Source organism: Thioclava arctica (assembly GCF_040892615.1).
In the GTDB taxonomy this organism is placed as follows: Bacteria; Pseudomonadota; Alphaproteobacteria; order Rhodobacterales; family Rhodobacteraceae; genus Thioclava; species Thioclava arctica.
Map to the genome: position 1 here is coordinate 351,289 of NZ_JBFRYC010000001.1, position 24,325 is coordinate 375,613.

Here is a 24,325-nt window from a genome sequence, read left to right on the forward strand (position 1 = left end):
GATCGCGCTAACACAGGCGCGATAAACAGGAGAAAACCATGACCGGCCACGGCGATCCGATCAAGATGACAGCCCATAAATCGGGCCCGCTGCGCGGCACTGCCGAGGTGCCCGGGGATAAGTCGATCAGCCACCGCGCGCTGATCTTTGGCGCGCTTTGTGTAGGCGAAACCAAGATCACGGGCCTGCTGGAAGGCGAGGATGTTTTGGATACCGCGAAAGCGATGCGCGCATTTGGGGCTGAGGTGACGCGCCACGGGCCGGGCGCGTGGTCGGTCCATGGTGTCGGCGTGGGCGGATTCGCCGAGCCCGAACAGGTGATTGATTGCGGCAATTCGGGTACGGGCGTGCGGCTGATCATGGGCTGCATGGCGACGTCGCCGATCACTGCGACCTTCACGGGTGATGCCAGTTTGCGCAAACGTCCGATGGGGCGCATCACCGATCCGATCGCGCTGTTTGGCGCGCAAAGCTATGGCCGCGCAGGTGGGCGCTTGCCGATGACGGTTGTGGGCGCACACGATCCGGTGCCGGTGCGCTACACGCCGCCGATGGCCTCGGCACAGGTCAAATCGGCGGTGCTGCTGGCGGGGCTGAACGCGCCGGGCCAGACCGTCGTGATCGAGAAAATTCCGACCCGCGATCATACCGAGCGCATGCTGCGCGGCTTTGGCGCGGATGTCAGCGTCGAGCAGACCGATGAGGGGCAGGTGATCACGCTGCAAGGCCAGCCCGAACTGGTCGCCCAAGAGGTCGCCGTGCCGCGCGATCCGTCCTCGGCGGCCTTTCCGGTCTGTGCGGCGCTGATCGTGCCAGGGTCCGATATTCTGGTGCCCGGTGTCAGCCAAAACCCAACGCGCAACGGGCTGTTTACCACGCTGCGTGACATGGGCGCGGATATCGAATTTCTCAATGAACGCGAAGAGGGTGGCGAGCCCGTTGCCGATCTACGTGTGCGCTATTCTGAGCTGCATGGCATCGACGTGCCCGCAAGCCGCGCCTCGGCCCAGATCGACGAATACCCGGTGCTGTCGGTCGTGGCAGCCTGTGCCACGGGCGTCACGCGGATGCCCGGTGTGCATGAGCTGCGCGTGAAGGAAAGTGATCGGATTGATGCAATGGCGCGCGGGCTTGAGGCCTGCGGTGTGCGCATCGAAGAAGACGAGGACACGCTGATCGTTCATGGCATGGGACCGGGGGGCGTGCCGGGCGGGGCAATCTGTGCCAGCCATCTCGATCACCGCATCGCAATGAGTTTTCTCGTGCTGGGGATGGCGGCGCAAAATCCGGTCTCGGTGGATGATGGCAGCCCGATTGCCACCTCCTTCCCGATCTTTGAGGATTTGCTGGCGCGGCTTGGGGCCACGATCCGGCGCGAGATTTGACAGGGCAGGACGCTCCGCGAGGAGTCTTTGGGGCTAGATGAAAGACTGGTTTGGTTTCATCTAGCCAGAAATACTCCCGCCGGAGGCGTCTGAGGGGGCAAGCGAGGAAAGGTCCAAGGGGATGCGCTTTACGGTTGCCATTGACGGCCCTGCCGCTGCAGGCAAGGGCACGATCAGCCGGGCCGTGGCGGCGCGGTTTGGCTTTGCCCATCTAGATACGGGCGCGCTCTATCGTGCGGTCGGGGTCAAGGGCGGCGATCCGGTGGTGGCCGCGCAAACGCTTGGGCCCCAAGATCTGGAGCGTGAAGATTTGCGCACGGGGGCAGCGGGGCAGGTGGCCTCGAAAGTTGCCGCGATCCCCGAGGTGCGCGCCGCGCTGGTGCAATTTCAGCGCGAGTTTGCGCGCCGCGAGGGTGGGGCAGTGCTGGATGGGCGCGATATTGGCACGGTGATTTGTCCGGATGCCGAGGTGAAGCTGTTTGTGACGGCAAGCCCGGAAGTGCGCGCGCATCGACGTTGGTTGGAGTTGGGGGGGGATGAGCGTGAGGTGCTGGCGGATGTACGCGAACGCGATGCGCGCGATATGAACCGGGCCGATGCGCCGCTGCGTCCGGCCGAAGATGCGCTGGTGCTGGATACGTCGGAAATGGGTGTCGACGCGGCGGTGCAAGCAGCCTGCGATTTGATCGCAGCGCGCCGCAGATAATTGGCGTTTGCGCAGCGGCACCCCATATCAGGGCAATGCTGCGTTTGATTTGCCTTTGCCTGTTGCTTGCCGGACCTGCTGTTGGGCAGGACCGCCCTCAAGGTCTGCTCTGGTCTGACACCGCCTTGCCGCGCACGTTACCCTTGCAGGTCAAAACCGCCAAGGGGCGCGATTATTACCTTGTTTTGCGCGATGTGGCGACCGGGCGCGACGTGATCGGAGCCTATGCGCGTGGCGGCGATTTCTTTCGGCTGCTAGTGCCTCCGGGCCGGTTCGAGGTGCAGATCGCGAGCGGTCAGGCTGCGGATTGGCAGGGCCGTGGCGCGCTGTTTGGGGCGCAAACGCAGCGCTTTGTGCTTGAGCCGCCGCTGGATTTCGGTGTGAGTGGTTTTGCGCGCAAAGGCGGCCATCTGCTGGATCTGCGCGATTTGGGTGCGATTGTGCAAACGAGCCTTGGGATTTGTCAACGCCTCGCGCTGGATCCCGAGAGCGTGCGTATCAAACCCGATGCACCAATGCCCGGGGTGAGCCCCCGGGATCCCATGGAAAAGCCTGAATTTGTCACGCCACGATACCGCGAGGTTAGCCGCATTTGTGATTAGCAAATGAGGTGTTTTGGATATATCTTCACGAAACGGTGAACCAAGCCGCCTTTGAGCGCGTTTTCACTGCGTCTGGTTTCGCAAGGATATTTGACCGATGATTGCCCGCTGTGTCGCCGGCCTGATGGCCTTTGCTCTGATGACAAGCCTCGCCGTTGCGAGCCCTGACGTGCCGCCCGATATCCGGTTTGATCTGATTGAGGGCGGTCAGATGAGACTGGCCGATTACAAGGGCAAGGTGGTGTTGGTGGTGAACACCGCTTCGAAATGCGGTTATGCCGGGCAATTCAGCGAGTTGCAGGCGCTAGCGGATCGCTATGGCGACAAGGGTTTGGTGGTCCTGACCGTGCCTTCCAACGATTTCAAACAGGAACTGAAATCGGGCGAAGAGGCCAAGCGCTATTGTGCAATGACCTTTGGTGCCGAATTACCGATGGCGCAGATTACACACGTTTCGGGGGGGCAGGCGCATCCGTTTTATGCCTGGTTGCGCGCCGAGAAGGGCTTTGAGCCGAACTGGAATTTCAACAAGGTGCTTCTGGGCCGCGATGGCGCGGTGATTGAGACCTTCCGGGCAGGTGCCGCGCCGCTGTCGAGCAAGATAACGGGTTCGATCGAGGCGGCGCTATCGCAGGCGATGTAGGGGCAGGGGGGAATTTTTGCGCGCTATGTCTTCTGCTATAGCTTGCGCGCTGCGGCCGTGTCAGAATTTAGGTCTGTAGCTTTGCGCGAGATATCTGCCATGGGTTTTGTTCACTTCCTTTACCGTTCCATTCCCGCTTTCGCCGATTTCGACGACAGTGATCGCGATATCCTGCGCAGTGCGTTGCTCAACAATGCCGCGCATGGGATCACGGGCTATCTGTGGCGCACGGGCGATCAGTTCGTTCAGGCGCTGCATGGGCCGGCCGATGCGATGGATGTGTTGTATCGGCGTCTGACCGAGGATCCGCGCCATAGCGATCTGGACCTGTTGCTGCGCGCGCCTGCGCCAGCGGAGTCGCCCTTTGAAAGCTGGTCGATGGGCTATGATCATTTCATCGATTCCGAACTGGGGCTAGAGCGCGATCTTGACGGCGCGCGTCCGACCCTGACGCCTGATCGTGTGCAGATGGTTTGGGACGGGCTGGTGCGCGCGGCGCATTCCGCGATGCAGTTCGGCTCGATCCAGCCGATGGCGCGCGCGCCTCTGGAAAGCGAAGTCGAATACTTGGCACGAATTTCAGCCGCACAGTAGCGCGCGCCGGGGTGAAATGGCCGTTCCCGCTGCGCACGCAGGCCAAAGAAAGCTTGCCGTAGCGGCGAATCCCACCTATATCGGCGCGGTCTGAAAGGGTCTGGCATCGCCATGGCCCGGATCGGCATATTCAATGAAAGACCGGCGGAGCCAACCGCATGGCCAGTAAACCGACTATGAAAAGGAAACTAAAACCGCATGTGCGCTAAAGCAACCATGGAAGAATTCGAAGCCCTCTTGAATGAGAGCCTCGAGATCGACACCCCCCAAGAGGGATCTGTCGTTAAAGGCAAAGTGATCGCCATCGAGGCCGGTCAAGCCATCATCGACGTCGGCTACAAAATGGAAGGCCGCGTCGACCTTAAAGAATTTGCCGATCCCGGCGAAGCGCCCAAAATCGAAGTTGGCGACGAAGTCGAGGTATTCCTTGACCGCGTCGAGAACGTGCGTGGCGAGGCTGTTATTTCGCGCGAGAAAGCTCGCCGGGAAGAAGCCTGGGATCGTCTCGAAGAAGCCTATGCGAAAGAAGACCGCGTCGAAGGCGCTATCTTTGGTCGCGTCAAAGGCGGCTTCACTGTTGATCTGGGCGGCGCTGTTGCGTTCCTGCCCGGCTCGCAAGTCGATGTGCGCCCCGTGCGCGATGCAGGCCCGCTGATGGGTCTCAAGCAGCCCTTCCAAATCCTGAAAATGGACCGTCGCCGCGGCAATATCGTCGTGTCGCGCCGTGCTATCCTTGAAGAAAGCCGCGCCGAACAGCGCGCCGAGGTCATCGCGAACCTCACCGAGGGTCAGGAAGTCGAAGGCGTCGTCAAGAACATCACCGAATACGGCGCATTCGTCGATCTCGGCGGTGTGGACGGCCTGCTGCACGTCACCGACATGGCATGGCGCCGTGTGAACCACCCCTCCGAGATCCTTGCGATCGGCGAAACCGTCAAGGTTCAGGTCGTCAAGATCAACAAGGAAACCCATCGTATCAGCCTGGGCATGAAACAGCTCCAGTCCGATCCGTGGGATGCCGTTGAGTCCAAGTTCCCGCTCGAGTCGGTTCACACCGGCCGCGTGACCAACATCACCGATTACGGTGCATTTGTTGAGCTGGAACCGGGCGTCGAAGGTCTGGTGCACGTTTCGGAAATGTCGTGGACGAAGAAAAACGTCCATCCCGGCAAGATCGTTTCGACCTCGCAAGAGGTTGAGGTCATGGTGCTGGAAATCGACACCGCCAAGCGCCGCGTCAGCCTTGGTCTCAAGCAGACCATGCGCAACCCGTGGGAAGTCTTTGCCGAAACCCACCCGGTGGGCACCATCATCGAAGGCGAAGTCAAGAACATCACCGAATTCGGTCTGTTCGTTGGTCTCGACAACGACATCGACGGCATGGTTCACCTCTCCGACCTGAGCTGGGAGCAGCGCGGCGAAGAGGCGATCCAGTCGTTCCGCAAAGGCGACATGGTGAAAGCCGCTGTCACCGAAGTGGACACCGACAAAGAGCGTATCTCGCTCTCGGTCAAGGCGCTGGATGCCGACACGTTCTCTGATGCCGTTGACGGCGTGAAGCGTGGCTCGATCATCACCGTTGCAGTGACTGCGATCGAAGATGGCGGGATCGAAGTGGAATATAACGGCATGAAGTCGTTTATCCGCCGCTCCGATCTGGCCCGTGACCGTGCCGATCAGCGCCCCGAGCGTTTCGGCGTTGGTGACAAGGTTGACGTGCGTGTGACCGCCGTTGACTCCAAGACCCGCAAACTGGGTGTGTCGATCAAAGCACGCGAAATCGCCGAAGAGAAAGACGCCGTGGAACAATACGGTTCGTCGGACTCGGGTGCATCGCTTGGCGACATCCTGGGTGCCGCTCTCAAGGGCGACAACTAAGACACTGGCAGGCCCGTCCTGTCACGCGAAAGGCCCCGCCCGATCGGCGGGGCCTTTTTGCGTCTATAAGCGATTCGGAGTATGCGCCCGGTGCGGATGATTTTTGCGCTTTGCATTGCTGTTTTCTGCATTTGCAAAAGCGGAAATCCGCTTTTATCGCAGCCAACAGGCGGTGAACCCCCCGAAATTTCAAGCCTTTGCTGTTTCTTGCTCCAAAGTTTGATCCTATAGTCGTCTCAATAGGTTCGATGAATCCGGGGGCATAACCCGGCGCCACCCTTGGGGGAATAACGATGATCCGATCTGAGTTGATTGCGAAGATTTCCGAGGATAACCCGCATCTGTTCCAGCGAGATGTCGAGAAGATCGTGAATACGATTTTCGACGAGGTCACCGAAGCGCTGGCAGCGGGCGACCGGGTTGAACTGCGCGGTTTTGGGGCATTTTCGGTCAAACAGCGCGATGCACGCGTTGGGCGCAACCCGCGCACCGGTGAGGCGGTCGAAGTGGACGAGAAACACGTTCCCTTTTTCAAGACCGGTAAGCTGCTGCGCGACCGGTTGAACGGACAAGAGGGCTGAGCCAAGATGATGCGTGCGCTTCGGCTGCTGTTTCTGGGCCTTCTGGCCATCTTGTTGATCGCTTTGGCCTTGGCCAACCGCGATATCGTCACGTTGCGGCTGCTGCCCAATGAGGCGGGAAGCTTCCTTGGCTATAGCTGGAGCCTGCAGATGCCGCTGTTCCTTGTGGTGTTCGCAGGGGTGATTCTGGGGCTGCTGATCGGGTTCGTCTGGGAATGGATCCGCGAGGCCAAGCTGCGTCGCACCGCCAGCCGTGCCACGCGCAAGGCCGACAAGCTTGAGGCCGAGGTGAAAACGCTGCGCCATAAAAGCGACGGTCCCAAGGATGACGTGTTGGCGCTGCTTGATTCGCCTGCGCGTTAAGCCATGACCACGCTTGCCATTGATCGCGGCGCGCCAGGCGCGGTGCGGGTGAAAATCTGCGGCTTGCGCAACGCGCAGGATGTGGCTGCGGCCACCCAAGCGGGCGCGCGCTATCTTGGCTTTGTGTTCTTTCCCAAATCGCCGCGCCATGTTGAGATCGCGCAGGCGCGCAATCTGGCGATTGAAGTCCCCCCCGGTGTCGCGAAAGTCGCGCTGGTGGTGAATGCTACAGATGCCGAGCTGGATGCGATCTGCGCCGCAGTGCCCCTTGATATGGTGCAGCTTCATGGCAGCGAAAGCCCGGCGCGCGTGGCCGAGATTCGCGCGCGGTTTGGCCTGCCCGTGATGAAGGCCGTGGGCGTGGCCGAGACGGGCGATCTGTCCAAGATTGCAGAATACGAGGCGGTCGCGGATCAGATCTTGGTTGATGCCAAAGCGCCCAAAGGGGCCGCGCTGCCCGGCGGCAACGGGCTGGCGTTCGACTGGCGCCTGATTGCGGGGCGCGAATGGGCTAAGCCGTGGATGTTGGCGGGGGGGCTGACGCCTGAGAATGTGGCCGAGGCGATCCGCCTGACTGGCGCGCGTCAGGTCGATGTTTCTTCGGGCGTTGAAAGCGCGCCGGGGGTAAAAGATGCGGCCCGGATCCGCGCCTTTCTTGAGGCAGCACACGGCTGAGGGCCGGGTGGGGGCTCTGCCCCCGTCTCCTGCGGAGACTCCCCCGGAGTATTTCTGGCTAGATGAAAGGGCGGGCGCTTTATCTTGGGGCGCTTTGTCGATACATCCCGAACAAGAACTCTGCGTGAGGTGAGACATGGCCGACGATCTGATCAACTCTTTCATGAACGTGCCCGATGATAACGGGCGCTTTGGTATTTATGGTGGGCGCTTTGTGTCTGAGACCTTGATGCCACTTATCCTTGCGCTTGAGGCGCAATATGAGCACGCCAAGACCGACGCGAGTTTCTGGGCCGAGATGGACGATCTGTGGAAACATTATGTTGGCCGTCCGAGCCCGCTGTATTTTGCGCCGCGTATGACCGAGGAATTGGGCGGCGCGAAGATTTACCTCAAGCGCGACGAGTTGAACCACACCGGCGCGCATAAGATCAACAACGTGCTGGGCCAGATTTTGTTGGCGCGCCGGATGGGCAAGACCCGGATCATTGCCGAGACGGGCGCGGGTCAGCATGGTGTGGCGACAGCGACGGTCTGTGCGCGCTTTGGTCTGAAATGCGTGGTCTATATGGGGGCCACGGATGTCGAGCGTCAGGCGCCCAACGTGTTCCGCATGCGTCTGTTGGGCGCCGAGGTGGTGCCGGTGAAATCGGGCCGAGGCACGCTGAAGGATGCGATGAACGATGCGTTGCGCGATTGGGTGACCAATGTGCGCGACACGTTCTACTGCATCGGCACGGTGGCGGGGCCGCACCCGTATCCCGCGATGGTGCGCGATTTCCAGTCGATCATCGGCAAGGAAGTGCGCTGGCAGCTTGAAGAGCAAGAGGGCGAAGGCCGTCTGCCCGACACGCTGATTGCTGCGATCGGGGGCGGCTCGAACGCGATGGGGCTGTTCCATCCGTTCCTGGATGATCCCTCGGTTAATATCATTGGGGTCGAGGCAGGTGGTCACGGCGTGGATGAAAAGATGGAGCATTGCGCGAGCCTCACCGGCGGGCGCCCCGGCGTGCTGCATGGCAACCGCACCTATCTGTTGCAGGACGACGATGGTCAGATCCTTGAGGGCCATTCGATTTCTGCCGGGCTGGATTACCCCGGGATCGGCCCGGAGCATGCCTGGCTGCATGACACGGGCCGCGCGCAATACGTCAATATCACCGATAAAGAGGCGCTGGAGGCGTTCCAGTTCTCGTGCCGTCTTGAGGGCATCATTCCCGCGCTGGAGCCCAGCCATGCGCTGGCCCATGTGATGAAGATCGCCCCGACCTTGCCCCCCGAGCATATCATCGTGATGAATATGTGTGGGCGCGGCGATAAGGATATTTTCGCCGTGGCCAAGCATCTGGGCTTTGACATGGGGATGTAAGGCCCGGGGGAGGTCGCTCGGGCGGCGGGCAGGGGTGGCACGCTGAGTTGTGTGCATAACGGCCTTGACCTTGGACCTGTGAGCGCTTCTTTAAAGGGGAACCCACGAACCTTCTTACTGAGTGAGGATAAAATGGCTTTTGAACTTCCCGATCTTCCCTATGCCCATGACGCGCTGGCCGGTCTTGGCATGTCGAAAGAGACGCTCGAATATCACCACGACCTGCACCACAAGGCCTATGTCGACAATGGCAACAAGGCCGTTGCTGGCACCGAATGGGAAGGCAAGTCGGTTGAAGAGGTCATCAAGGGCACCTATCAGGCCGGCGCAGTGGCGCAAAATGGCATCTTCAACAACGCCTCGCAGCATTGGAACCACACCCAGTTTTGGGAAATGATGGGTCCGGGCGGCGACAAGATGCCGGGCGAGCTGGAAAAAGCGCTGGTAGATACTTTTGGCTCGGTCGACAAATTCAAAGAGGCCTTCGCGGCTGCCGGTGCGGGTCAGTTTGGCTCGGGTTGGGCGTGGCTGGTGAAAGAGGCCGATGGCGGTCTCAAGGTCACCAAGACCGAGAATGGCGTGAACCCGCTCTGCTTTGGTCAGACCGCGCTGCTGGGCTGCGATGTGTGGGAGCATTCCTATTACATCGACTTCCGCAACAAGCGCCCGGCTTACCTGAGCAACTTCCTCGACAAGCTGGTGAACTGGGAAAACGTGGCCTCGCGTCTCTGATCGCGCAGCCAGTTTCTAGGAAAGGGCGTCCCGTCGGGGCGCCCTTTTTCTTTGCCAGCTCCTTGCCCGCGCGGTAGATTTCACAGGAACCGGTCCGCCTTGCCGGGGGTTTCTTTCCCAGACACTCACAAAAGATCGGAGGATACGATGGCACAGCGCACAGGCTCCAAAGATGGTAAGCGGGAGACCGAAGAGATACTGGGCCAGCGCCCCGAGGATATCGACACGCCCGCAGGGCAGGGCAGCGCCGGGGGCAATCTGCAACGCAAGATCGGCACGCGCGACGAGAAAAAGAAGTTGGATGAGACATCGTCTGGCACAACGCGTCCCTTGGGGGGCGATCAGCGCGAAAGCGGCAGCAAGGAGAAGATGTGATGACCAAACTGACCAATAAAACATGGGTTGTAATCGCGGATGGCGAGAAGGCGCTGTTCTTGGAAAACATGATGGATGCGCAGAATCCGAATTTGGTGGTGCGCCGGGTCGACGAGCAAGACAATCCGCCTGATAGCGAACAGGGCACTGATAGGCCGGGGCGGATGGCTGATAGCGGGCCGGGGCAACGCTCGGCCTATGATGAGACGGATTGGCACCAACTGGCCAAAATGCGGTTTGCTGATGATTTGGCCGAAACGCTATTCAGGATGGTGCATCAGGGGCGCATCAAGCGGCTGGTGATTGCCGCCGCGCCGCGCATTCTGGGCGAAATTCGTCACAGCCTGCACAAAGAGGTTGAGGCCGTGCTGGTCGGCGAGATCGACAAGACCCTGACCAATCATCCCATCGACGAGATCGAAAAGATCATCACGGATGAGCTGAGCGACGCGTAAGGGCTGCGCGAGCATAAAGAGGGGGGCCGAGCATCGCTTCGGTCCCCTTTTTCATGGCCCCTTTCCTTTCCCGTCGCGATCCGTCAGCTTGCGCGCGAAAATGATGGGGGCGAGATGGGCGAAGCAGTCAAAGGGTTTTGGGCGATGGTGGCGACTTGCGTCATCTGGGGGCTGTCGGGGCTGTATTACAAGATGCTCGACGGGGTTCCTCCGATCGAGGTGCTCGCCCACCGCACGCTTTGGTCGCTGATCTTTTTCGCGCTGATTCTCGGATTTCGCGGCCGGTTAATCGAGGTCGTGCGGGTTTTGCGTGCGCGGCGAGGGCGTAGTGCTGCGATTGTGGCGCTGGCGGCGATCATGATTTCGGCCAACTGGTTCACCTTTATCTGGTCGGTGCAGACAGGCCACGCGGTGCAGGCGAGTTTGGGCTATTATATCTTCCCGCTGGTGGCCGTTGTGCTGGGCTTGATCGTCTATCGCGAGGGGCTTGGCCGCCTGCAATGGGCGGCGGTGGCGCTGGCGGGAACGGCTGTGGCGGTGTTGACGCTGGGCTTGGGCGTCGCGCCTTGGATATCGCTGATTTTGGCTTTTACCTTCGGCACTTACGGGCTGATCAAGAAGGGTCTAAAGGCCAGCCCAATGGTATCGGTTTGCGCCGAAGTGCTGTTGCTGTCGCCCATCGCGCTGGCAGTTCTGCTGGGCTATCATTTCGGCTGGTGGGGCGGGGCTCCGGGCGCGGGCGCCTTTGGCAAAGATTGGCACACCTCGGCGCTGCTGGCGTTCTCCGGACCGCTCACGGGCACGCCGCTTTTGCTGTTTGCCTATGCCGCGCAGCGGGTGCGCATGGCGACCGTGGGGCTGGTGCAATATCTTAACCCGACGCTGCAATTCGGTGTCGCGACGCTGGCCTTTGGCGAACAGGTCACGATCTGGCACGCGATTGCGCTGGGGCTGATCTGGTGTGCGTTGGCGCTGTATTCGACGGCCAGCTTGCGGCCACGGCGCATCACCGCCGCCCCGCCCGAGGCCGTTTAGGCGAGTGCTGCAAACAGCGCGGTCTCCAATTCGGCCACGCTGTCCACCGCCACGATCATGTCGCGCAGCGAGGCATCGGCAAAGCCCTCGGCGATCATATGCGCGATGAGGTTGAGAAGCGGGGTCCAATAGCCCTCGATGTTGAGCACGAAAATCGGCTTTTCATGCAGCCCGATCTGGCGCCAGGTGAGCACCTCGAACATCTCATCCAGACTGCCCGCGCCGCCGGGCAGCACCACGACCGCATCGGCATTCATGAACATAACCTTCTTGCGCTCATGCATGGTTTCGGTGACCACGAAGGTCGACAGGTCGCGCTTTCCGACCTCTTGGGGGAACAGATGCTCGGGGATCACGCCAAAGGTGCGCCCACCCGCTGCCTGCGCGGCGCGTGCAACCTCGCCCATCAAACCGACATCGCCCGCTCCGTAAACCAGTTGCCAATCGTGGGCGGCCAGCATCTCGCCCGTGGCGCGTGCGCCCTCGCTATAAGAGGCGCGCACGCCCGGGCGTGAGCCACAATAGACACAAACTGATCTGAAAATGGTCATGATCGGGCTCCGATGTTGAAAAAGGCTGTTCTTGAGAGGTGATAGCGGGGTTGCTAAGGTCGCTCAAGGTGTGCGCGCGAAAGACGCGAAACGCCACGCGAAAGGGACAGGAATGACGCAGACAGAAGTGCAAAGCGATAAGGCACAGGCGGCGGGTTGGTCGGGCGCGCTGCGCGGTGGGGTGGCGGCCTTAGTGCTGATCGTGCTGGCGGTGATTGGCTGGGCGGTGTGGGGGCCAAAGAGTGCGCCCAAGCCCGATGCCAAGACCGCAGCACTTCCGGTGGCATCTGTGGCCCCCAAACCAGACGCGGCGGCTGCAACACAGGCGGACGTCACGGCGCCCCCGACGGGCGGGCAACAGGCTGCGCCCAATGTGGCGGCAAGCGCAGTTGCCCCTGATGCGCAGGCTGTGACGGGGGCGGACGCTGCGTCAAATGAGGCGACTGACGCGGGAGCGCAAAATGCGCCGCAATCCGCGCCGAATTCGAACGCCTCGTCCAAAACCGCGACGGTGCAATTTGATGCTCTGCGGGCGACGCCCGATGGCGCTGTCACCTTGGCGGGCCGGGTCGATCCGGGGGCTGAGGTGGATATTCTTGTCGATGGTCAATCGGTGGCGAAAGCGCGTGCCGATGGGGCGGGCAATTTCGCCTCTCTGTTCGATTTGCCCCCAAGCAACGGCGCGCGCGCCTTGTCGCTGCGGGTGACGGGGACGGATGGTGTGGCGCGCGACAGTGCGCAAAGCCTTGTGTTGCGTCCCGCGCAGACCGAGCTCGCCGCGGCGCAGGCCAGCCCCGATAGCGCGACGATGCCAAGCGCCACGCAAGCCCCGGTCGAGATGGCACAGGCTGCGCCCGCTCCGATTGTCACCGATAGCGATGGCGCGCGGTTGCTCGCACCGGCCAGCGATACGCTGGTGATCGACACGATCTCATTCGGGCAGGGGCGGCGCGCTGCCGCCGAGGGGCGCGGTGCGCCCGCAGACAGCAAGCTGAGCGCCTATCTTGATGGTGCGCTGGTGGCGCAGACAGAGCCGGGGCGTGCGGGTCGCTGGTCGCTGAACTTGCCGGGTTTGAGCCCGGGCGCGCATCGTCTGCGCATTGACGCCATCGGCACGGCGGGCAAAGTCGTGGCGCGCGCCGAAACGACCTTTGATCAACCCGACCAGATCGTTGTGGCGCAAGCGGGCGACCTACCTCAGGCCAGTTCAAAGGCGCAAAAGTCGGCAGGTGGCGACGGCGATGCGGTCAAAGTGGTGCAGATCGTGCAAGGCAACACGCTTTGGGCGATCGCGCGTGAGGTCTATGGCGATGGCATTCTGTATGTGCGGGTGTTTGACGCCAATCGCGACCAGATCCGCAACCCCGACCTGATTTATCCGGGGCAGGTCTTTACCATTCCTTCCCCGCAATAGGGGCAGCTGCGACACAATCGGGGCTGGAACCTCGGGGCGTGCACCGTTAGCGTGCGCGCCTGTCGAGCGGTGCCGGGGGCCAGCCCCCGGACCCCCGGAGTATTTTTGGCCAGATGAAGGAAAGGGCACGCGATGCCTCCGTCTCAGATCACCAACACGGGCAAGATGTCGCGCGAGGAGCGCGCGCGCGGTTGGCGCACGATTCGCGCTGTGCTGCCCTTCCTGTGGGCCCATGAGGCACCTTGGGTGAAGCGCCGTGTGGTGTTGGCGATGCTGGCGCTCATTGCGGCCAAGATCATCTCGGTCTCGACACCGTTCATCTATCGCGCGGCGGTCAACAATTTGTCTGGCGAGGGCATGAGCCCGGCTTGGGCTTTGGGGATGGGCGCGGTCGGTATTACCGTGGCGTATGGTGTGGCGCGGTTGATGACGGTGGGGTTTGGTGAGCTGCGCGACGCGATCTTCGTGCGCGTGGCGCAGCGGGCCTTGCGCCATCTGGCCTTGCAGACCTTCACCCATATTCACCGTCTGTCGATGCGCTATCACATCACCCGCAAGACTGGCGGCTTGAGCCGTGTGATCGAGCGCGGGGTGAAGGGGGTCGAGTTCCTGCTGCGCTTCATGCTGTTCTCGGTCGGGCCGCTGATTTTGGAACTGAGCATGGTCACGGTCATCTTCGCGGTGGTGTTTGACTGGCGCTATGCGGCGGTCGTGATTGTGACGGTGGCCGCCTATATCAAGTTCACGTTCAAGGTGACCGAATGGCGCGTTGCGATCCGGCGCGCGATGAACAAGGCCGATACCGAGGCCAATCAGAAGGCCATCGACAGTCTGCTGAACTTCGAGACGGTGAAATATTTCGGAGCCGAGGCGCGCGAGGCCGAGCGGTATGACGACTCGATGCGCGGCTATGAGCAGATGGCGGTCAAGACCGGGCAGTCGCTGGCGACGCTGAATGCGGGGCAGTCGCTGATCATTTCGATCGGTTTGGTCTCGGTGATGGTGATGGCCGCGATGCAGGTTCAGGCGGGCACGTTGACGGTAGGCGATTTCGTCATGGTGCAGGCCTATATGATCCAGATCACCATGCCTTTGGGCTTTTTGGGCACGGTCTATCGCGAGATCCGTCAGGCTTTGGTCGATATGGGCGAAATGTTTGATTTGTTACATCAGCCCTCAGAAATTGAGGATAAATCAGACGCGAATGTTCTAAATGTGCAAGGCGGCGAGGTGGTGCTGGACAATGTCGCGTTCCATTACGACCCGACGCGTCCGATCCTGAAGGGGATTTCGCTGACGGTTCCGGCGGGCAAGACCGTGGCGCTGGTCGGGCCTTCGGGGTCGGGGAAATCGACCATCGGGCGGCTTCTGTTTCGGTTTTATGATGTGACAGGCGGGGCGATCCGGATTGATGGGCAGGACCTGCGCGATGTGACGCAAGTCAGCTTACACGATTCCATTGGCGTGGTGCCCCAAGACACGGTGCTGTTCAACGACACGATCCGCTACAACATCGCCTATGGGCGCGCCAATGCCAGCGAAGACGAGATCATCGCCGCGGCCAAGGCCGCCAAGATTCATGATTTCATCATTGATCTGCCCGATGGTTATGACACCTCGGTGGGTGAACGTGGGCTGAAGCTGTCGGGGGGCGAAAAGCAGCGGGTGGGCATTGCGCGCACGATCCTGAAAAACCCGCCGATCTTGTTGCTTGATGAGGCGACCTCGGCGCTCGATACCCAGACCGAGCGCGACATTCAGGACAGTCTCAAGGCGATGGGGCAGGGGCGCACGGTGATTACAATTGCGCACCGGCTGTCTACGATTGCCGATAGCGACGAGATTGTGGTGCTGGAGAAAGGCGTGATTGTCGAACGCGGCCATCACGAGGACCTGCTGGCGCGCCACGGGCGCTACGCGGCGATGTGGGCGCGCCAATCGGCCGAGGAAGAAGAGGCGCAGGAAGGCGCGGCCTAGCGCCTCCCTGCTTTTGCCGGAGCCCTATTCCGCTGCATCCCGTCCCTGCACGAGATGGGGTTTTGCGCCGCCTTCATGGGGCAGCGCGTCGTCCCAGATCAACTCGCGTCCGCGCATTTTGCGCATCGCGCGTTCCAATGCGAGATCACGTGCAGCGCGACTGTCGATGCCTTGCATCAGGGCTGAAAGCGCGCGCGCGCCGCGATAGGCGCCCGCATTGATCCAGACCCGGATTGACAGCAGCGCGGGCGTCAGCACCAGCGTCAGCACCGTCGCCGTGCCCAGCCCGAACACCACCGCCGTGGCCAGTTGTTTCCACCACATCGCTGTGGGGCTGTTGACCGAATAGCCGCCATTGAAGAAGTCGAGCGAGAGCCCGAACATCATCGGCGCAAGCCCCGCCATCGTGGTGATCGTGGTCAGCAGGACGGGGCGCAGGCGGGCCTCGGCGGTGCGGATAATCGCCTCGATCTGGGGCATGTAGCGCGAGAATTCCTGATAGGTGTCGATCAGGATGATGTTGTTGTTCACCACGATTCCCGCCAGCGCCACGATCCCCACACCGGTCATGATGATCGAGAATTGCTGGCCCATCACCAGCATCCCGATCAGCACCCCGGCGGTGGACAGGATCACGGCAAGAAGCACCAGTACCGCATTGTAAAAGCTGTTGAATTGCGCCAGCAGGATCACGAACATCAGCGCCAGAGCGCCGGCGAAAGCCTTCATCAAAAAGGCCTGACTTTCGGCCTGCTCCACCATGTCGCCCGACCATTCGTAGTTCACGCCATAGGGCAGTTCGGCCTGCGTGCTGAGCCAGTCTTCGAGGGCGGCGATGCGTTCATTTCCGGTGATCGGGGTGCCGTCGTCATTGGACAGCCCCTCAACCACATCGGCCTTGATGTCATAATAGCGCGTCTGGTCGATCCGGTCGATCTGGCCGAGTTTGGGCACCGGTGTGCGGGTGATGAAATTGGCCAGCGGCACCAGCCCCTCGGAGGTGCGCAGCTTGAGCGTATCGAGCGTTGACAGCACCCGGTCCTGTTCGGGCAGGCGGGCGCGGATCTCGATTTCCCCGTCCGAACTCGGCACTCGCATCGTATCGAGCAAAAGGCCGCGCGTGACCAGTTGCACCATGCCGCCCACGGTGGCGACATCGGCACCAAAGCGGCCAGCGCGGGTCACATCGACGTCGATTTCCCAGTCGATACCGGGCAGGGGGCGGGTGTCTTCGATGGCGGTGATACCCTGCATCTGGGCCATATGCGCCTCGACGGTATCGACCGCCTGACCGAGTGTCGCGAAATCATCGCCCTTGAGGCGCAGCTGAATCGGCTTGCCCGAGCTGGGCCCGCGATCTTGCGCCAGATAATCGGCCTTGATGCCGGGGATCGTGGCGACTTTGGCCATGATCTTTTCCATCACGACATCGCCCTTGAGATCGGTGTCGGATTTGCGCGTCTCCCACGGCGTCATCTCGACCTGAATCTGCCCGATCGTGTCGCGCGGCGCGCTGGCCCCGCCGGTATTCTGGTTCAGCCCGCCCGCGCCTGCGAAGGAAAACACTGCGCCCACGCCCGGCGTGCCAATGACGCGGGATTCGGCCTCGCGCAGCAGCGCGTCCTTTTCCGACAGCGACAGGTTGCCGCGCGCGCGCACATAGATGATCGCTTGTTCGACCTCGGAATCGGTGAAGAATTGGGTGCCGTTGTTGTGCTTGCCGAAATAGCCGAAGGTGAAGATCACCGCGCCCACGATCAGGGCGACGCTGACCAGCGGCATGATCGGATTGCCCGCGATGAAGGCGATGACATGACCAAACGGGCGGCGGCGATAGCCGGCCTCAACGGGGCGGCGTTTGCGCGCGGGCTTGGCGGCGGTCATCGTGATAGACGCCGCCATTGCGGCAAGCACGAACAGCACCGCGCCGGGCAGCGAGGCGGAGACTTGACCCGAGGGCGTGTGCCCGCCCGACAGGTAATCGGGGTTCAGCGTCAGCATCGCGCCCAAGAAAACCAGCGCCACCGAAACCACCGCCAGTGCAAAACGCAGCCAATAGGGCCAGTGCTTGATCACGCCCGCGCCCATCTCAAGGCGGCGCGACAGACGGCCCGCGACGCCCCCCATCACCGGCAGATAGACCAGCGCCACCACCAGCGACGCCGAGAGCACGAAGATGATCGTCATCGGCAGCATGCCCATGAATTCACCGGGCACACCGGGCCAAAACAGCATCGGCAGAAAGGCACATAGCGTGGTCGCGGTCGAGCTGACAACGGGCCAGAACATGCGCTTGGCGGCTTCAGTATAGGCGGCCATCGGCCCCGAGCCTTCCGAGATTCGCTTGTCGGCATATTCCACCACGACAATCGCGCCATCGACCAGCATCCCGACCGCCAGAATCAGCCCGAACATCACGATATTAGAGATCGGCACGCCCATCGCGCCCAGCAGCAGAAAGGTCAGCAGGAACGAGGTCGGGATTGCAAAGCCCACCAGCAGCGCCGAGCGCGTGCCAAGTGTTGCCAGCACCACGATCATCACCAGCGCAATCGCCGTCAGCACCGAGCCCTCAAGCTGGCTGACCATCGCGCCCACGGTCTTCGACTGATCGAGCGAGATCCCCACATCGACCGCGCGTTGCAGCGGTTCGGGCCAACGCGCCTGTGCATCCGCCACCGTCTTGCGCACCAGATCGACCGTGTCGATGATGTTGTAGCCCTTGCGCTTGACCACTTGCAGCGCGACCGTGGGCTGGCCGTTGAACCGTGCGGTGCCGGTGCGATCCTCGAAGGTCAGGCGAATATCGGCCAGATCGCCCAGCGTCACCATCCGCTCGCCGTTCTTCTTGACGGGCAGGTTGTAGACGTCTTGCGCGGTCTCGAACGTGGCCGGGATCTTGACCGAAAACGCGCCGCCATCAGTTTGCACCACCCCCGCCGCGATCAACTGGTTGTTGGACTGCACGGTGGCGATCAATTCAGGCGCGGTGACGTTGTAGGATTCCAGTTTCAGCGGGTCGATCACCACCTCAAGCATCTCATCGCGATTGCCTGCGATCTGCGCTTCTAGGACGGGTTCCAGCCCCTCGACTTCATCCTGCAGATCGCGCGCAAGGCGTTGCAGCGTGCGCTCGGGCGCATTGCCCGACAGGGTGACCACAACCACCGGAAATTCCGAGAAATTGATCTCGTTGATGGCGTATTTTTCAAAGCCGTCGGGGAATTTGCCCTCGGCGGTGTTCATCGCGTCGCGCACATCGGCGATGATCTTGGTCTTGTCCCAGCCGAAATCGAATTCCATCATCACGCCGGCATAGTTTTCCTGCGCGATGCCGGTGAGTTTCTTGATCCCGTCAAGCCCGGCCAGCTCGGTTTCCATCGGTTTGACCAGCAGCTTTTCGGAATCGGCCGCCGAGATGCCGGGAAAGGGGACCGAAATGAACAGCATCGGAATTTCGATATCGGGCTCGCCCTCTTTGGGCAGGCTCAAATAGGCGGCAAGGCCTGCAAGAATCGAGATCACCACAAAGGCAATCACCATGCGCGCGCGCGCTGCCGCCCAATCGACGATCCCGGTCATTGCGCGGGTGCCGTGTCAGGGGCGGGCGTGCCCGGCATTGGGGTGTCTTGCGCCACATCGCCGGGGGCGTGATCCACCAAGGTCACCACAACGGGCGAGCCTTCGGTGACGTAGTCTTGGCCCACCACGATTACATCCGCGCTCTCGGGCAGGCCCGACAGCCAGACGCCCTCGGGGGTGTCACGCAAAAATTTAACCGGGGCGAAATGGGCCACGCCGTCGCGCGCAATCCGCACGCCCAACTGGCCCGCATCATTGAGCGTCATCGCCGAGGCGGGCAGGAAATGCGCCTTGGTGCCATCGGCGGCAATGATCATTTCAACCGTCTGGCCCTCGCGGATAGCGAAGTCGCCATTGGCGACCTCGGCCTCGACGGTGAAGGTGCGCGTGGCAGGATCGGCGCTTTGGGAGACGTAAGAAACGCGACCCAGAACCTCGCGGCCCGTCGCCAGACGCGCGCCAACCTGCGCGCCCATTTTCACCCGGTCAATTTCGGTTTCGGGCACATAGCCCACCAGTTTCATCGGGTTCAGTGCGATCACCGTGGCGCAAAGCCCGCCGGAGGCGATATACGATCCAAGTTCGGCCGTGTCGCCCTCAAGGATGCCGTCGAAAGGGGCGGTGATCTTGAGGCGGGCAAGCTCGGTCTGGGCGGCCCGGACGCCTGCGGTGGCGGCCTCAAGTGCGGATTGCGCTGAGGCGGCTGAGGTGTCGGAACGATAGCCCCCCGCCTGCAACTTCTGCGCCGCCGTCGCGTTAAGCTGCGCTTCGATCAGGCGCGCCTGCGCCTCGGCCAATGCGGCGGGGCGGGTGCCGGGATCAAGCGCGCATAGCACATCGCCTTGGGCGACCACGTGGCCTTGGGGCAGCGGTTCGGAAATCACCCGCGCCGAGGTTTCCGCGCGCAATTCGACCCGGCGCGCGGCCTTCGTCTGCCCGCGCGTCAACACGCCCTGATCGACAGCACGCGCCACCGAAGCGACGGCCTGCACCGGCACGGCACCCTCAACGGGGGCGGCTTGCGCGGTGATTTCGGCCTCGGGTTTCGCGCCAGATTTGCCCGCAAAGCTCATCAGGCGATCACGCTCAAATACCAGTAAATACAGCACGCCCAGCACAAGGATCGCGTTGATGATCGGAATCGGGCGCATGGCAAGGCTCCTGACGCGGGGCGCAATGGAAATGGGCGATGGGGGCAGAGTGAACCGCAGAGTTCAACTTAAGGTGAGCGCCGCGTGATCTCAAGCCCTCGGTTCGCATGACGCGGCGGGCCTTGGCAGTCTTTGAGCAGCCGTGTAAGAGGGGCCGGAAGACTAGCGAAAAGAGGCACGCGTGAGCGAGACCGACAGTTTTATCGACGAAGTGACCGATGCGGTCCGCCAAGACAAACTTTTTGCGGCGTTTCGCAAATGGGGATGGATTGGCGGTCTGGTGATCCTGGGGATCGTGGGCGGCACCGGCTGGAACGCCTATCAACAAGAGCAGGCGCAAACCAAGGCGCGCGACTTTGGCGATCAGGTGATGGCGGCGGTCAAGGCCAAGGACACCGATGCAGCGCTCGCAGCGATCCAGCCCGATGGTGCGGGACGCGCGGCCATTCTCAAGATTATGCAGGGCGATCAGGCCGAAAGCGCGGGCAATTCCAAAGCCGCGCTTGGCTTTTACGAGGCCGCAGCGGCCGAGCCGGGCCTGCCCGTTTCGATCACGCAATTGGCCCAGCTCAAGGCGGTGATCGCAGCAGGGCCTGAAATGGACAGCGCCAAACGCGACGCGACGTTGGCACTTTTGGCCAAGCCGGGCGCGCCCTATCGGCTTTTGGCGATTGAACAACAGGCTGCCGATAAGCTGGCAAGCGGTGACAAGGATGGGGCCATTGCCTTGGCCAAGCAGATCCTTGAGGACGCCGGGCTTACACCGGGCTTGCAACAGCGCGCGACAGAGTTGATTGTGGCGCTGGGTGGCACGGTGCCGCCAGTGCCGGGGGCGGCGCAGCCCGCCCCGCAAGAGTAATGTGACGATCCAGACGGGCGCGCTGCAAAGGCGGCCCGGTGCAGGGTAGGGGGAACGGGCGTGAATCTGAGCAAGACTATCTTCGTGCTGGGGATGGCCGCCACTTTGGCAGGCTGTTCACAAAAAGAGGTCATCTTGCAGGGCGAACGTCTTAGCCCGCGCGATGCGCTGCGCGCCGATGAGGGACTGGCCCCTTTGCCGGCCCCGGCAGATCAGGCCCAGGCGATCAAGCTGCCCGCTCAGGTCGCTAATTCCGAATGGCCGCAACGCGGTGGCGCGCCCACCCATGCGCTGTTCAACGCCGCCCTTGGCACGGGCACCACGCCGATCTGGTCAGCCGATATTGGTGCGGGCAATGCCAAACGCTACCGCATCACCGCCGACCCCATCGTGGGCGGGGGCCGGGTCTATACGCTGGACAGCCAAGCCCGGGTCAGCGCGACCGCGCTCAATGGCGCACGTGTCTGGCAGACCGACATCACACCGCCCGGCGATCACGAGGGGGATGCCTCGGGTGGGGGCGTCGCTTATGACAAGGGCACGGTTTACGTCACGTCTGATTTCTCGGAACTGGTGGCGATTGACGCGGCCAGTGGCGCAATCAAATGGCGGCAATATTTCGATACCGGAATCGGCGGAGCTCCTACGGTCGAGGGTGGCACCGTCTATGTCGTGGCGCGCGACAGCTCGGCTTGGGCGATCCGCACCAGTGATGGCAAAGTGCTTTGGCAAGTGCCGGGCGCGCCGTCAGATTCGGGGATGACGGGCGTGTCCTCGCCTGCGGTCAACGGTCGCATGGTCGTGTTCCCCTTCCCCTCGGGCTTCATGTCGGGCGTGCTGCGTCAAAGCGGGATGCAGCTGTGGCAATCCAAGGTGCCGGGCGCGCGTCCCGGTGTGGCCTATGCCTCGATCGTCGATCTGACGGGCGACCCGGTCATCGTGGGCGATACCGTTTATGCGGGTGCCTCGACGGGTAAGCTGGCGGCGTTCGATGTGAACTCGGGAGAGCGTCTGTGGACGGCCACGCAGGGCGCGAACAGCCCGGTGCAAGTCGTTGGCGGCTCGATCTTCCTGACCTCGGATGCCGGTCAGCTCGTACGCCTCAATGCGGCGACGGGCGATCAGATCTGGGCGCGCGATCTGCCCTATTACGTCAAGGACAAGCCCAAGAAACAGCGCAATATCGTGGCCAATTATGGCCCGGTTCTGGCGGGTGGCAAACTGTTTGTCGCGTCCTCAGATGGCATCTTGCGGGTGTTCAACCCGGTCAATGGCGCGCTTATCGGGCAGGCCAATATCCCCGGCGGGGCAGCTTCTGACCCGGTTGTTGCGGGCCGTGTGCTGTATGTTGTGGGCGGTGACGGGAAACTGCACGCTTTCAAGTGACGCCATTCGGGTGTAAGGGGGCCGCTCGTATCCGCCCAAGGAGGGCAACATGAGCTTTACCCTGGCCATCGTCGGCCGCCCCAATGTCGGCAAATCGACCCTGTTCAACCGTTTGGTGGGCAAGCGTCTGGCGCTGGTCGACAACACGCCCGGTGTTACCCGCGATCTGCGCGAAGGTGATGCGCGTTTGGGGGATTTGCGCTTTATCGTCATCGACTCTGCCGGTCTGGAACTGGCCGAGGATGACAGCCTGCAAGGCCGCATGCGTCGCCTGACCGAGCGCGCCGTCGAAGAGGCCGATATCTGCCTGTTCCTGATTGATGCGCGCGTCGGTGTGACCCCGGCAGATGAAATTTTTGCCGATATTCTGCGCAAGAAGAACGCGCATGTGATCTTGGCGGCCAACAAGGCCGAAGGGGCTGCGGGCGATGCGGGGGCCCTTGAGGCCTGGTCGCTGGGCTTGGGGGAGCCGCTGCGCATTTCGGCCGAGCATGGCGAAGGTCTCGATGATCTTTATACCGCTTTGGTGCCGCTGGCCGATGAATTCGCTGAACGCAACGCCGCCAACACGCCCGAGACCGATGTCGTGCTCGATGATGAGTTGGAAGAGGGTGATATCCCCGCCTATCAGCCGCCCTCTGCCGCGAAACCGCTGCAACTGGCCGTGATCGGGCGGCCCAATGCAGGCAAGTCCACGCTGATCAACAAGATCATCCGGGAAGATCGCCTGCTGACCGGCCCCGAGGCGGGGATCACGCGCGATGCGATCTCGGTGACCAACACGTTCATGGGTACGCCGATGCGGATCTGGGACACGGCGGGGATGCGCAAACGCGGCAAGATCAATGACAAGCTGGAAAAGCTGTCTGTGGCCGATGGCTTGCGTGCGGTGCGCTTTGCCGAGGTCGTGGTGGTCCTGATCGATGTCAATATTCCCTTTGAAACCCAAGACTTGCGGATCGCGGACTTTGCCGAGACCGAAGGGCGCGCGGTGGTCGTGGCGGCCAATAAATGGGATCTCGAAGAGGACAAACCCGAGAAGCTGAAAGAGTTGCGTGAGGCGTTTGAACGTCTGCTGCCGCAGCTTCGCGGCGCGCCGATGGTCACCGTTTCGGCCAAAACCGGTAAGGGTATCGACCGGCTCCATGCTGCGATTCTCAAGGCCCATGAGGTCTGGAACCGTCGCATCACTACCGGCAAGCTGAACACTTGGCTCGGCGCGATGGTCGAGGCGCACCCGCCACCCGCTCCGGGCGGTCGCCGCATCAAACTGCGCTATATCACGCAGGCCAAGACGCGCCCGCCGGGGTTTGTGGTGAAAACCACCTATGCCGACAAGATTCCCGCGAGTTACGAGCGCTATCTGGTCAACGGCCTGCGCGAGGCGTTTGACATGCCGGGCACGCCGATCCGGCTGTATCTGCGCGATCAGGGGCAGGATAACCCGTTCAAGGATCGCAAAAAGTCGATTCCCTCGCGGTTGAAGAAACACGTCGATGCCAAGAAAAAGGCCGATCACAAAGAAACGGCGCGCAAGCGGCGCGAGAGCAAAAAGCCCGATTAAGCGGGTTCGGCGCGCGGCCTAAGGGTAGCTGCGCTGCGCTTTCGCTGTGGCCAAGGTCTGATTTCCGGCCTTGGCCGTCACCGTCCACTCATAAAGGTGGCGACCCGACGGAGGGCAGGGGCTTTTATAGCTAAAAGCGCCCGCGGGAATCGTGCCTTTGGCGGGCATCTTGACCTTCACCGTGCCACCGCCGTGGTTGTAGCCGGGCACGTCGCGATCCTTGAGCCGAAACGTCAACGCAGTGACGCCCGCGGGCACGCCGCTAAGCGTAAAGGTGGGGCTGGGCACCACATTGGGTCGCCCGGTGGTGCAGCGCGGAATATTGCCCCAATCAAAAGCAAGCTTCATTTCGGCGCTGGCGGCGGTCGCGGTGGCTGATAGGGCGAGTGCGGCGAGGATCGGGGTAAGCTGGGGCATCGTTAAGCTCCTGCGCAGTCTGACGGGGCAG

At 62.0% G+C, this 24,325-nt stretch carries 23 protein-coding genes; 19 read left to right on the top strand and 4 right to left on the bottom strand.

Annotation, left to right across the window (positions count from 1 at the left end; genetic code table 11):
• Positions 1-38: 38 nt before the first annotated feature.
• The 14 genes from aroA (at position 39) to rarD (ending at position 11,393) form a co-directional block, all read left to right on the top strand.
• On the top strand, positions 39-1,385 hold the full coding sequence (aroA, locus tag AB4874_RS01865; protein ID WP_368390729.1) for a 3-phosphoshikimate 1-carboxyvinyltransferase: 1,347 nt from the start codon (positions 39-41) through the stop codon (positions 1,383-1,385).
• A 121-nt stretch (positions 1,386-1,506) separates the two neighbouring features.
• Complete coding sequence (locus AB4874_RS01870) at positions 1,507-2,091, top strand: (d)CMP kinase (protein WP_368390730.1); 585 nt, start codon at positions 1,507-1,509, stop codon at positions 2,089-2,091.
• 35 nt (positions 2,092-2,126) lie between these two features.
• Positions 2,127-2,693, top strand: a complete 567-nt coding sequence (locus tag AB4874_RS01875; protein WP_368390731.1) for a hypothetical protein — start codon at positions 2,127-2,129, stop codon at positions 2,691-2,693.
• A gap of 97 nt (positions 2,694-2,790) precedes the next feature.
• A complete protein-coding gene (locus tag AB4874_RS01880) occupies positions 2,791-3,336 on the top strand; it encodes a glutathione peroxidase (RefSeq protein WP_368390732.1) in 546 nt (181 codons plus the stop codon).
• A 99-nt stretch (positions 3,337-3,435) separates the two neighbouring features.
• Positions 3,436-3,930, top strand: a complete 495-nt coding sequence (locus tag AB4874_RS01885) for a BLUF domain-containing protein (RefSeq protein WP_295534310.1) — start codon at positions 3,436-3,438, stop codon at positions 3,928-3,930.
• A 198-nt stretch (positions 3,931-4,128) separates the two neighbouring features.
• Positions 4,129-5,808, top strand: a complete 1,680-nt coding sequence (rpsA, locus tag AB4874_RS01890) for a 30S ribosomal protein S1 (RefSeq protein ID WP_295534315.1) — start codon at positions 4,129-4,131, stop codon at positions 5,806-5,808.
• Between the two features lie 293 nt (positions 5,809-6,101).
• On the top strand, positions 6,102-6,389 hold the full coding sequence (gene ihfB, locus AB4874_RS01895) for an integration host factor subunit beta (RefSeq protein ID WP_295534317.1): 288 nt from the start codon (positions 6,102-6,104) through the stop codon (positions 6,387-6,389).
• Positions 6,390-6,395: 6 nt separating this feature from the next.
• Complete coding sequence (locus AB4874_RS01900; protein WP_366929951.1) at positions 6,396-6,752, top strand: LapA family protein; 357 nt, start codon at positions 6,396-6,398, stop codon at positions 6,750-6,752.
• Between the two features lie 3 nt (positions 6,753-6,755).
• Positions 6,756-7,427 carry a phosphoribosylanthranilate isomerase gene (locus tag AB4874_RS01905; RefSeq protein WP_368390733.1) on the top strand — a complete coding sequence of 224 codons (672 nt, stop codon included), beginning with the start codon at positions 6,756-6,758 and terminating at the stop codon, positions 7,425-7,427.
• Between the two features lie 136 nt (positions 7,428-7,563).
• A complete protein-coding gene (trpB, locus tag AB4874_RS01910; protein ID WP_295534322.1) occupies positions 7,564-8,796 on the top strand; it encodes a tryptophan synthase subunit beta in 1,233 nt (410 codons plus the stop codon).
• A 132-nt stretch (positions 8,797-8,928) separates the two neighbouring features.
• Positions 8,929-9,528: a superoxide dismutase gene (locus AB4874_RS01915; protein ID WP_295534325.1), complete on the top strand. Its 600-nt coding sequence runs from the start codon at positions 8,929-8,931 to the stop codon at positions 9,526-9,528.
• A 147-nt stretch (positions 9,529-9,675) separates the two neighbouring features.
• On the top strand, positions 9,676-9,903 hold the full coding sequence (locus tag AB4874_RS01920; protein WP_295536937.1) for a hypothetical protein: 228 nt from the start codon (positions 9,676-9,678) through the stop codon (positions 9,901-9,903).
• Positions 9,903-10,358: a host attachment family protein gene (locus tag AB4874_RS01925; RefSeq protein ID WP_295536939.1), complete on the top strand. Its 456-nt coding sequence runs from the start codon at positions 9,903-9,905 to the stop codon at positions 10,356-10,358. The genes AB4874_RS01920 and AB4874_RS01925 overlap by 1 nt, the downstream gene beginning before the upstream one ends.
• Before the next feature lie 114 nt (positions 10,359-10,472).
• Positions 10,473-11,393: an EamA family transporter RarD gene (gene rarD / locus AB4874_RS01930; RefSeq protein WP_295536941.1), complete on the top strand. Its 921-nt coding sequence runs from the start codon at positions 10,473-10,475 to the stop codon at positions 11,391-11,393.
• Here rarD and AB4874_RS01935 read toward each other — a convergent pair.
• Positions 11,390-11,944 carry an LOG family protein gene (locus AB4874_RS01935; protein ID WP_295536943.1) on the bottom strand — a complete coding sequence of 185 codons (555 nt, stop codon included), beginning with the start codon at positions 11,942-11,944 and terminating at the stop codon, positions 11,390-11,392. The genes rarD and AB4874_RS01935 overlap by 4 nt on opposite strands.
• A gap of 112 nt (positions 11,945-12,056) precedes the next feature.
• Between AB4874_RS01935 and AB4874_RS01940 the strand changes: the two genes are divergently transcribed.
• Entirely contained in the window at positions 12,057-13,358 is a 1,302-nt protein-coding gene (locus tag AB4874_RS01940; protein ID WP_368390734.1) for a LysM peptidoglycan-binding domain-containing protein, read from the top strand.
• Positions 13,359-13,490: 132 nt separating this feature from the next.
• The gene (locus AB4874_RS01945) at positions 13,491-15,335 is read left to right on the top strand and encodes an ABCB family ABC transporter ATP-binding protein/permease (RefSeq protein ID WP_368390735.1); all 1,845 of its coding nucleotides are present in this window, start codon (positions 13,491-13,493) and stop codon (positions 15,333-15,335) included.
• Between the two features lie 24 nt (positions 15,336-15,359).
• Here AB4874_RS01945 and AB4874_RS01950 read toward each other — a convergent pair whose 3' ends face one another.
• Both AB4874_RS01950 and AB4874_RS01955 read right to left on the bottom strand, forming a co-directional pair.
• Positions 15,360-18,917 carry an efflux RND transporter permease subunit gene (locus tag AB4874_RS01950; RefSeq protein WP_368390736.1) on the bottom strand — a complete coding sequence of 1,186 codons (3,558 nt, stop codon included), beginning with the start codon at positions 18,915-18,917 and terminating at the stop codon, positions 15,360-15,362.
• Positions 18,914-20,068: an efflux RND transporter periplasmic adaptor subunit gene (locus tag AB4874_RS01955; protein ID WP_368390737.1), complete on the bottom strand. Its 1,155-nt coding sequence runs from the start codon at positions 20,066-20,068 to the stop codon at positions 18,914-18,916. Before AB4874_RS01955 ends, AB4874_RS01950 begins: the two co-directional genes overlap by 4 nt.
• A gap of 181 nt (positions 20,069-20,249) precedes the next feature.
• Here AB4874_RS01955 and AB4874_RS01960 point away from each other — a divergent pair, with 181 nt between their 5' ends.
• From AB4874_RS01960 to der, 3 genes are read left to right on the top strand one after another with little or no spacing between them, the layout of a single operon-like run.
• Positions 20,250-20,927, top strand: coding sequence for a hypothetical protein (locus tag AB4874_RS01960; protein ID WP_368390738.1), 678 nt, complete (start codon positions 20,250-20,252; stop codon positions 20,925-20,927).
• A gap of 60 nt (positions 20,928-20,987) precedes the next feature.
• Entirely contained in the window at positions 20,988-22,313 is a 1,326-nt protein-coding gene (locus AB4874_RS01965) for an outer membrane protein assembly factor BamB family protein (protein ID WP_368390739.1), read from the top strand.
• Positions 22,314-22,362: 49 nt separating this feature from the next.
• Positions 22,363-23,877 (top strand): ribosome biogenesis GTPase Der, encoded by a 1,515-nt coding sequence (gene der, locus AB4874_RS01970; RefSeq protein WP_295536957.1) that lies wholly within the window; start codon positions 22,363-22,365, stop codon positions 23,875-23,877.
• Positions 23,878-23,895: 18 nt separating this feature from the next.
• On the opposite strand, the gene AB4874_RS01975 is transcribed toward der, so the two are convergent.
• Complete coding sequence (locus AB4874_RS01975) at positions 23,896-24,294, bottom strand: YbhB/YbcL family Raf kinase inhibitor-like protein (RefSeq protein ID WP_295536959.1); 399 nt, start codon at positions 24,292-24,294, stop codon at positions 23,896-23,898.
• Positions 24,295-24,325: the final 31 nt, after the last annotated feature.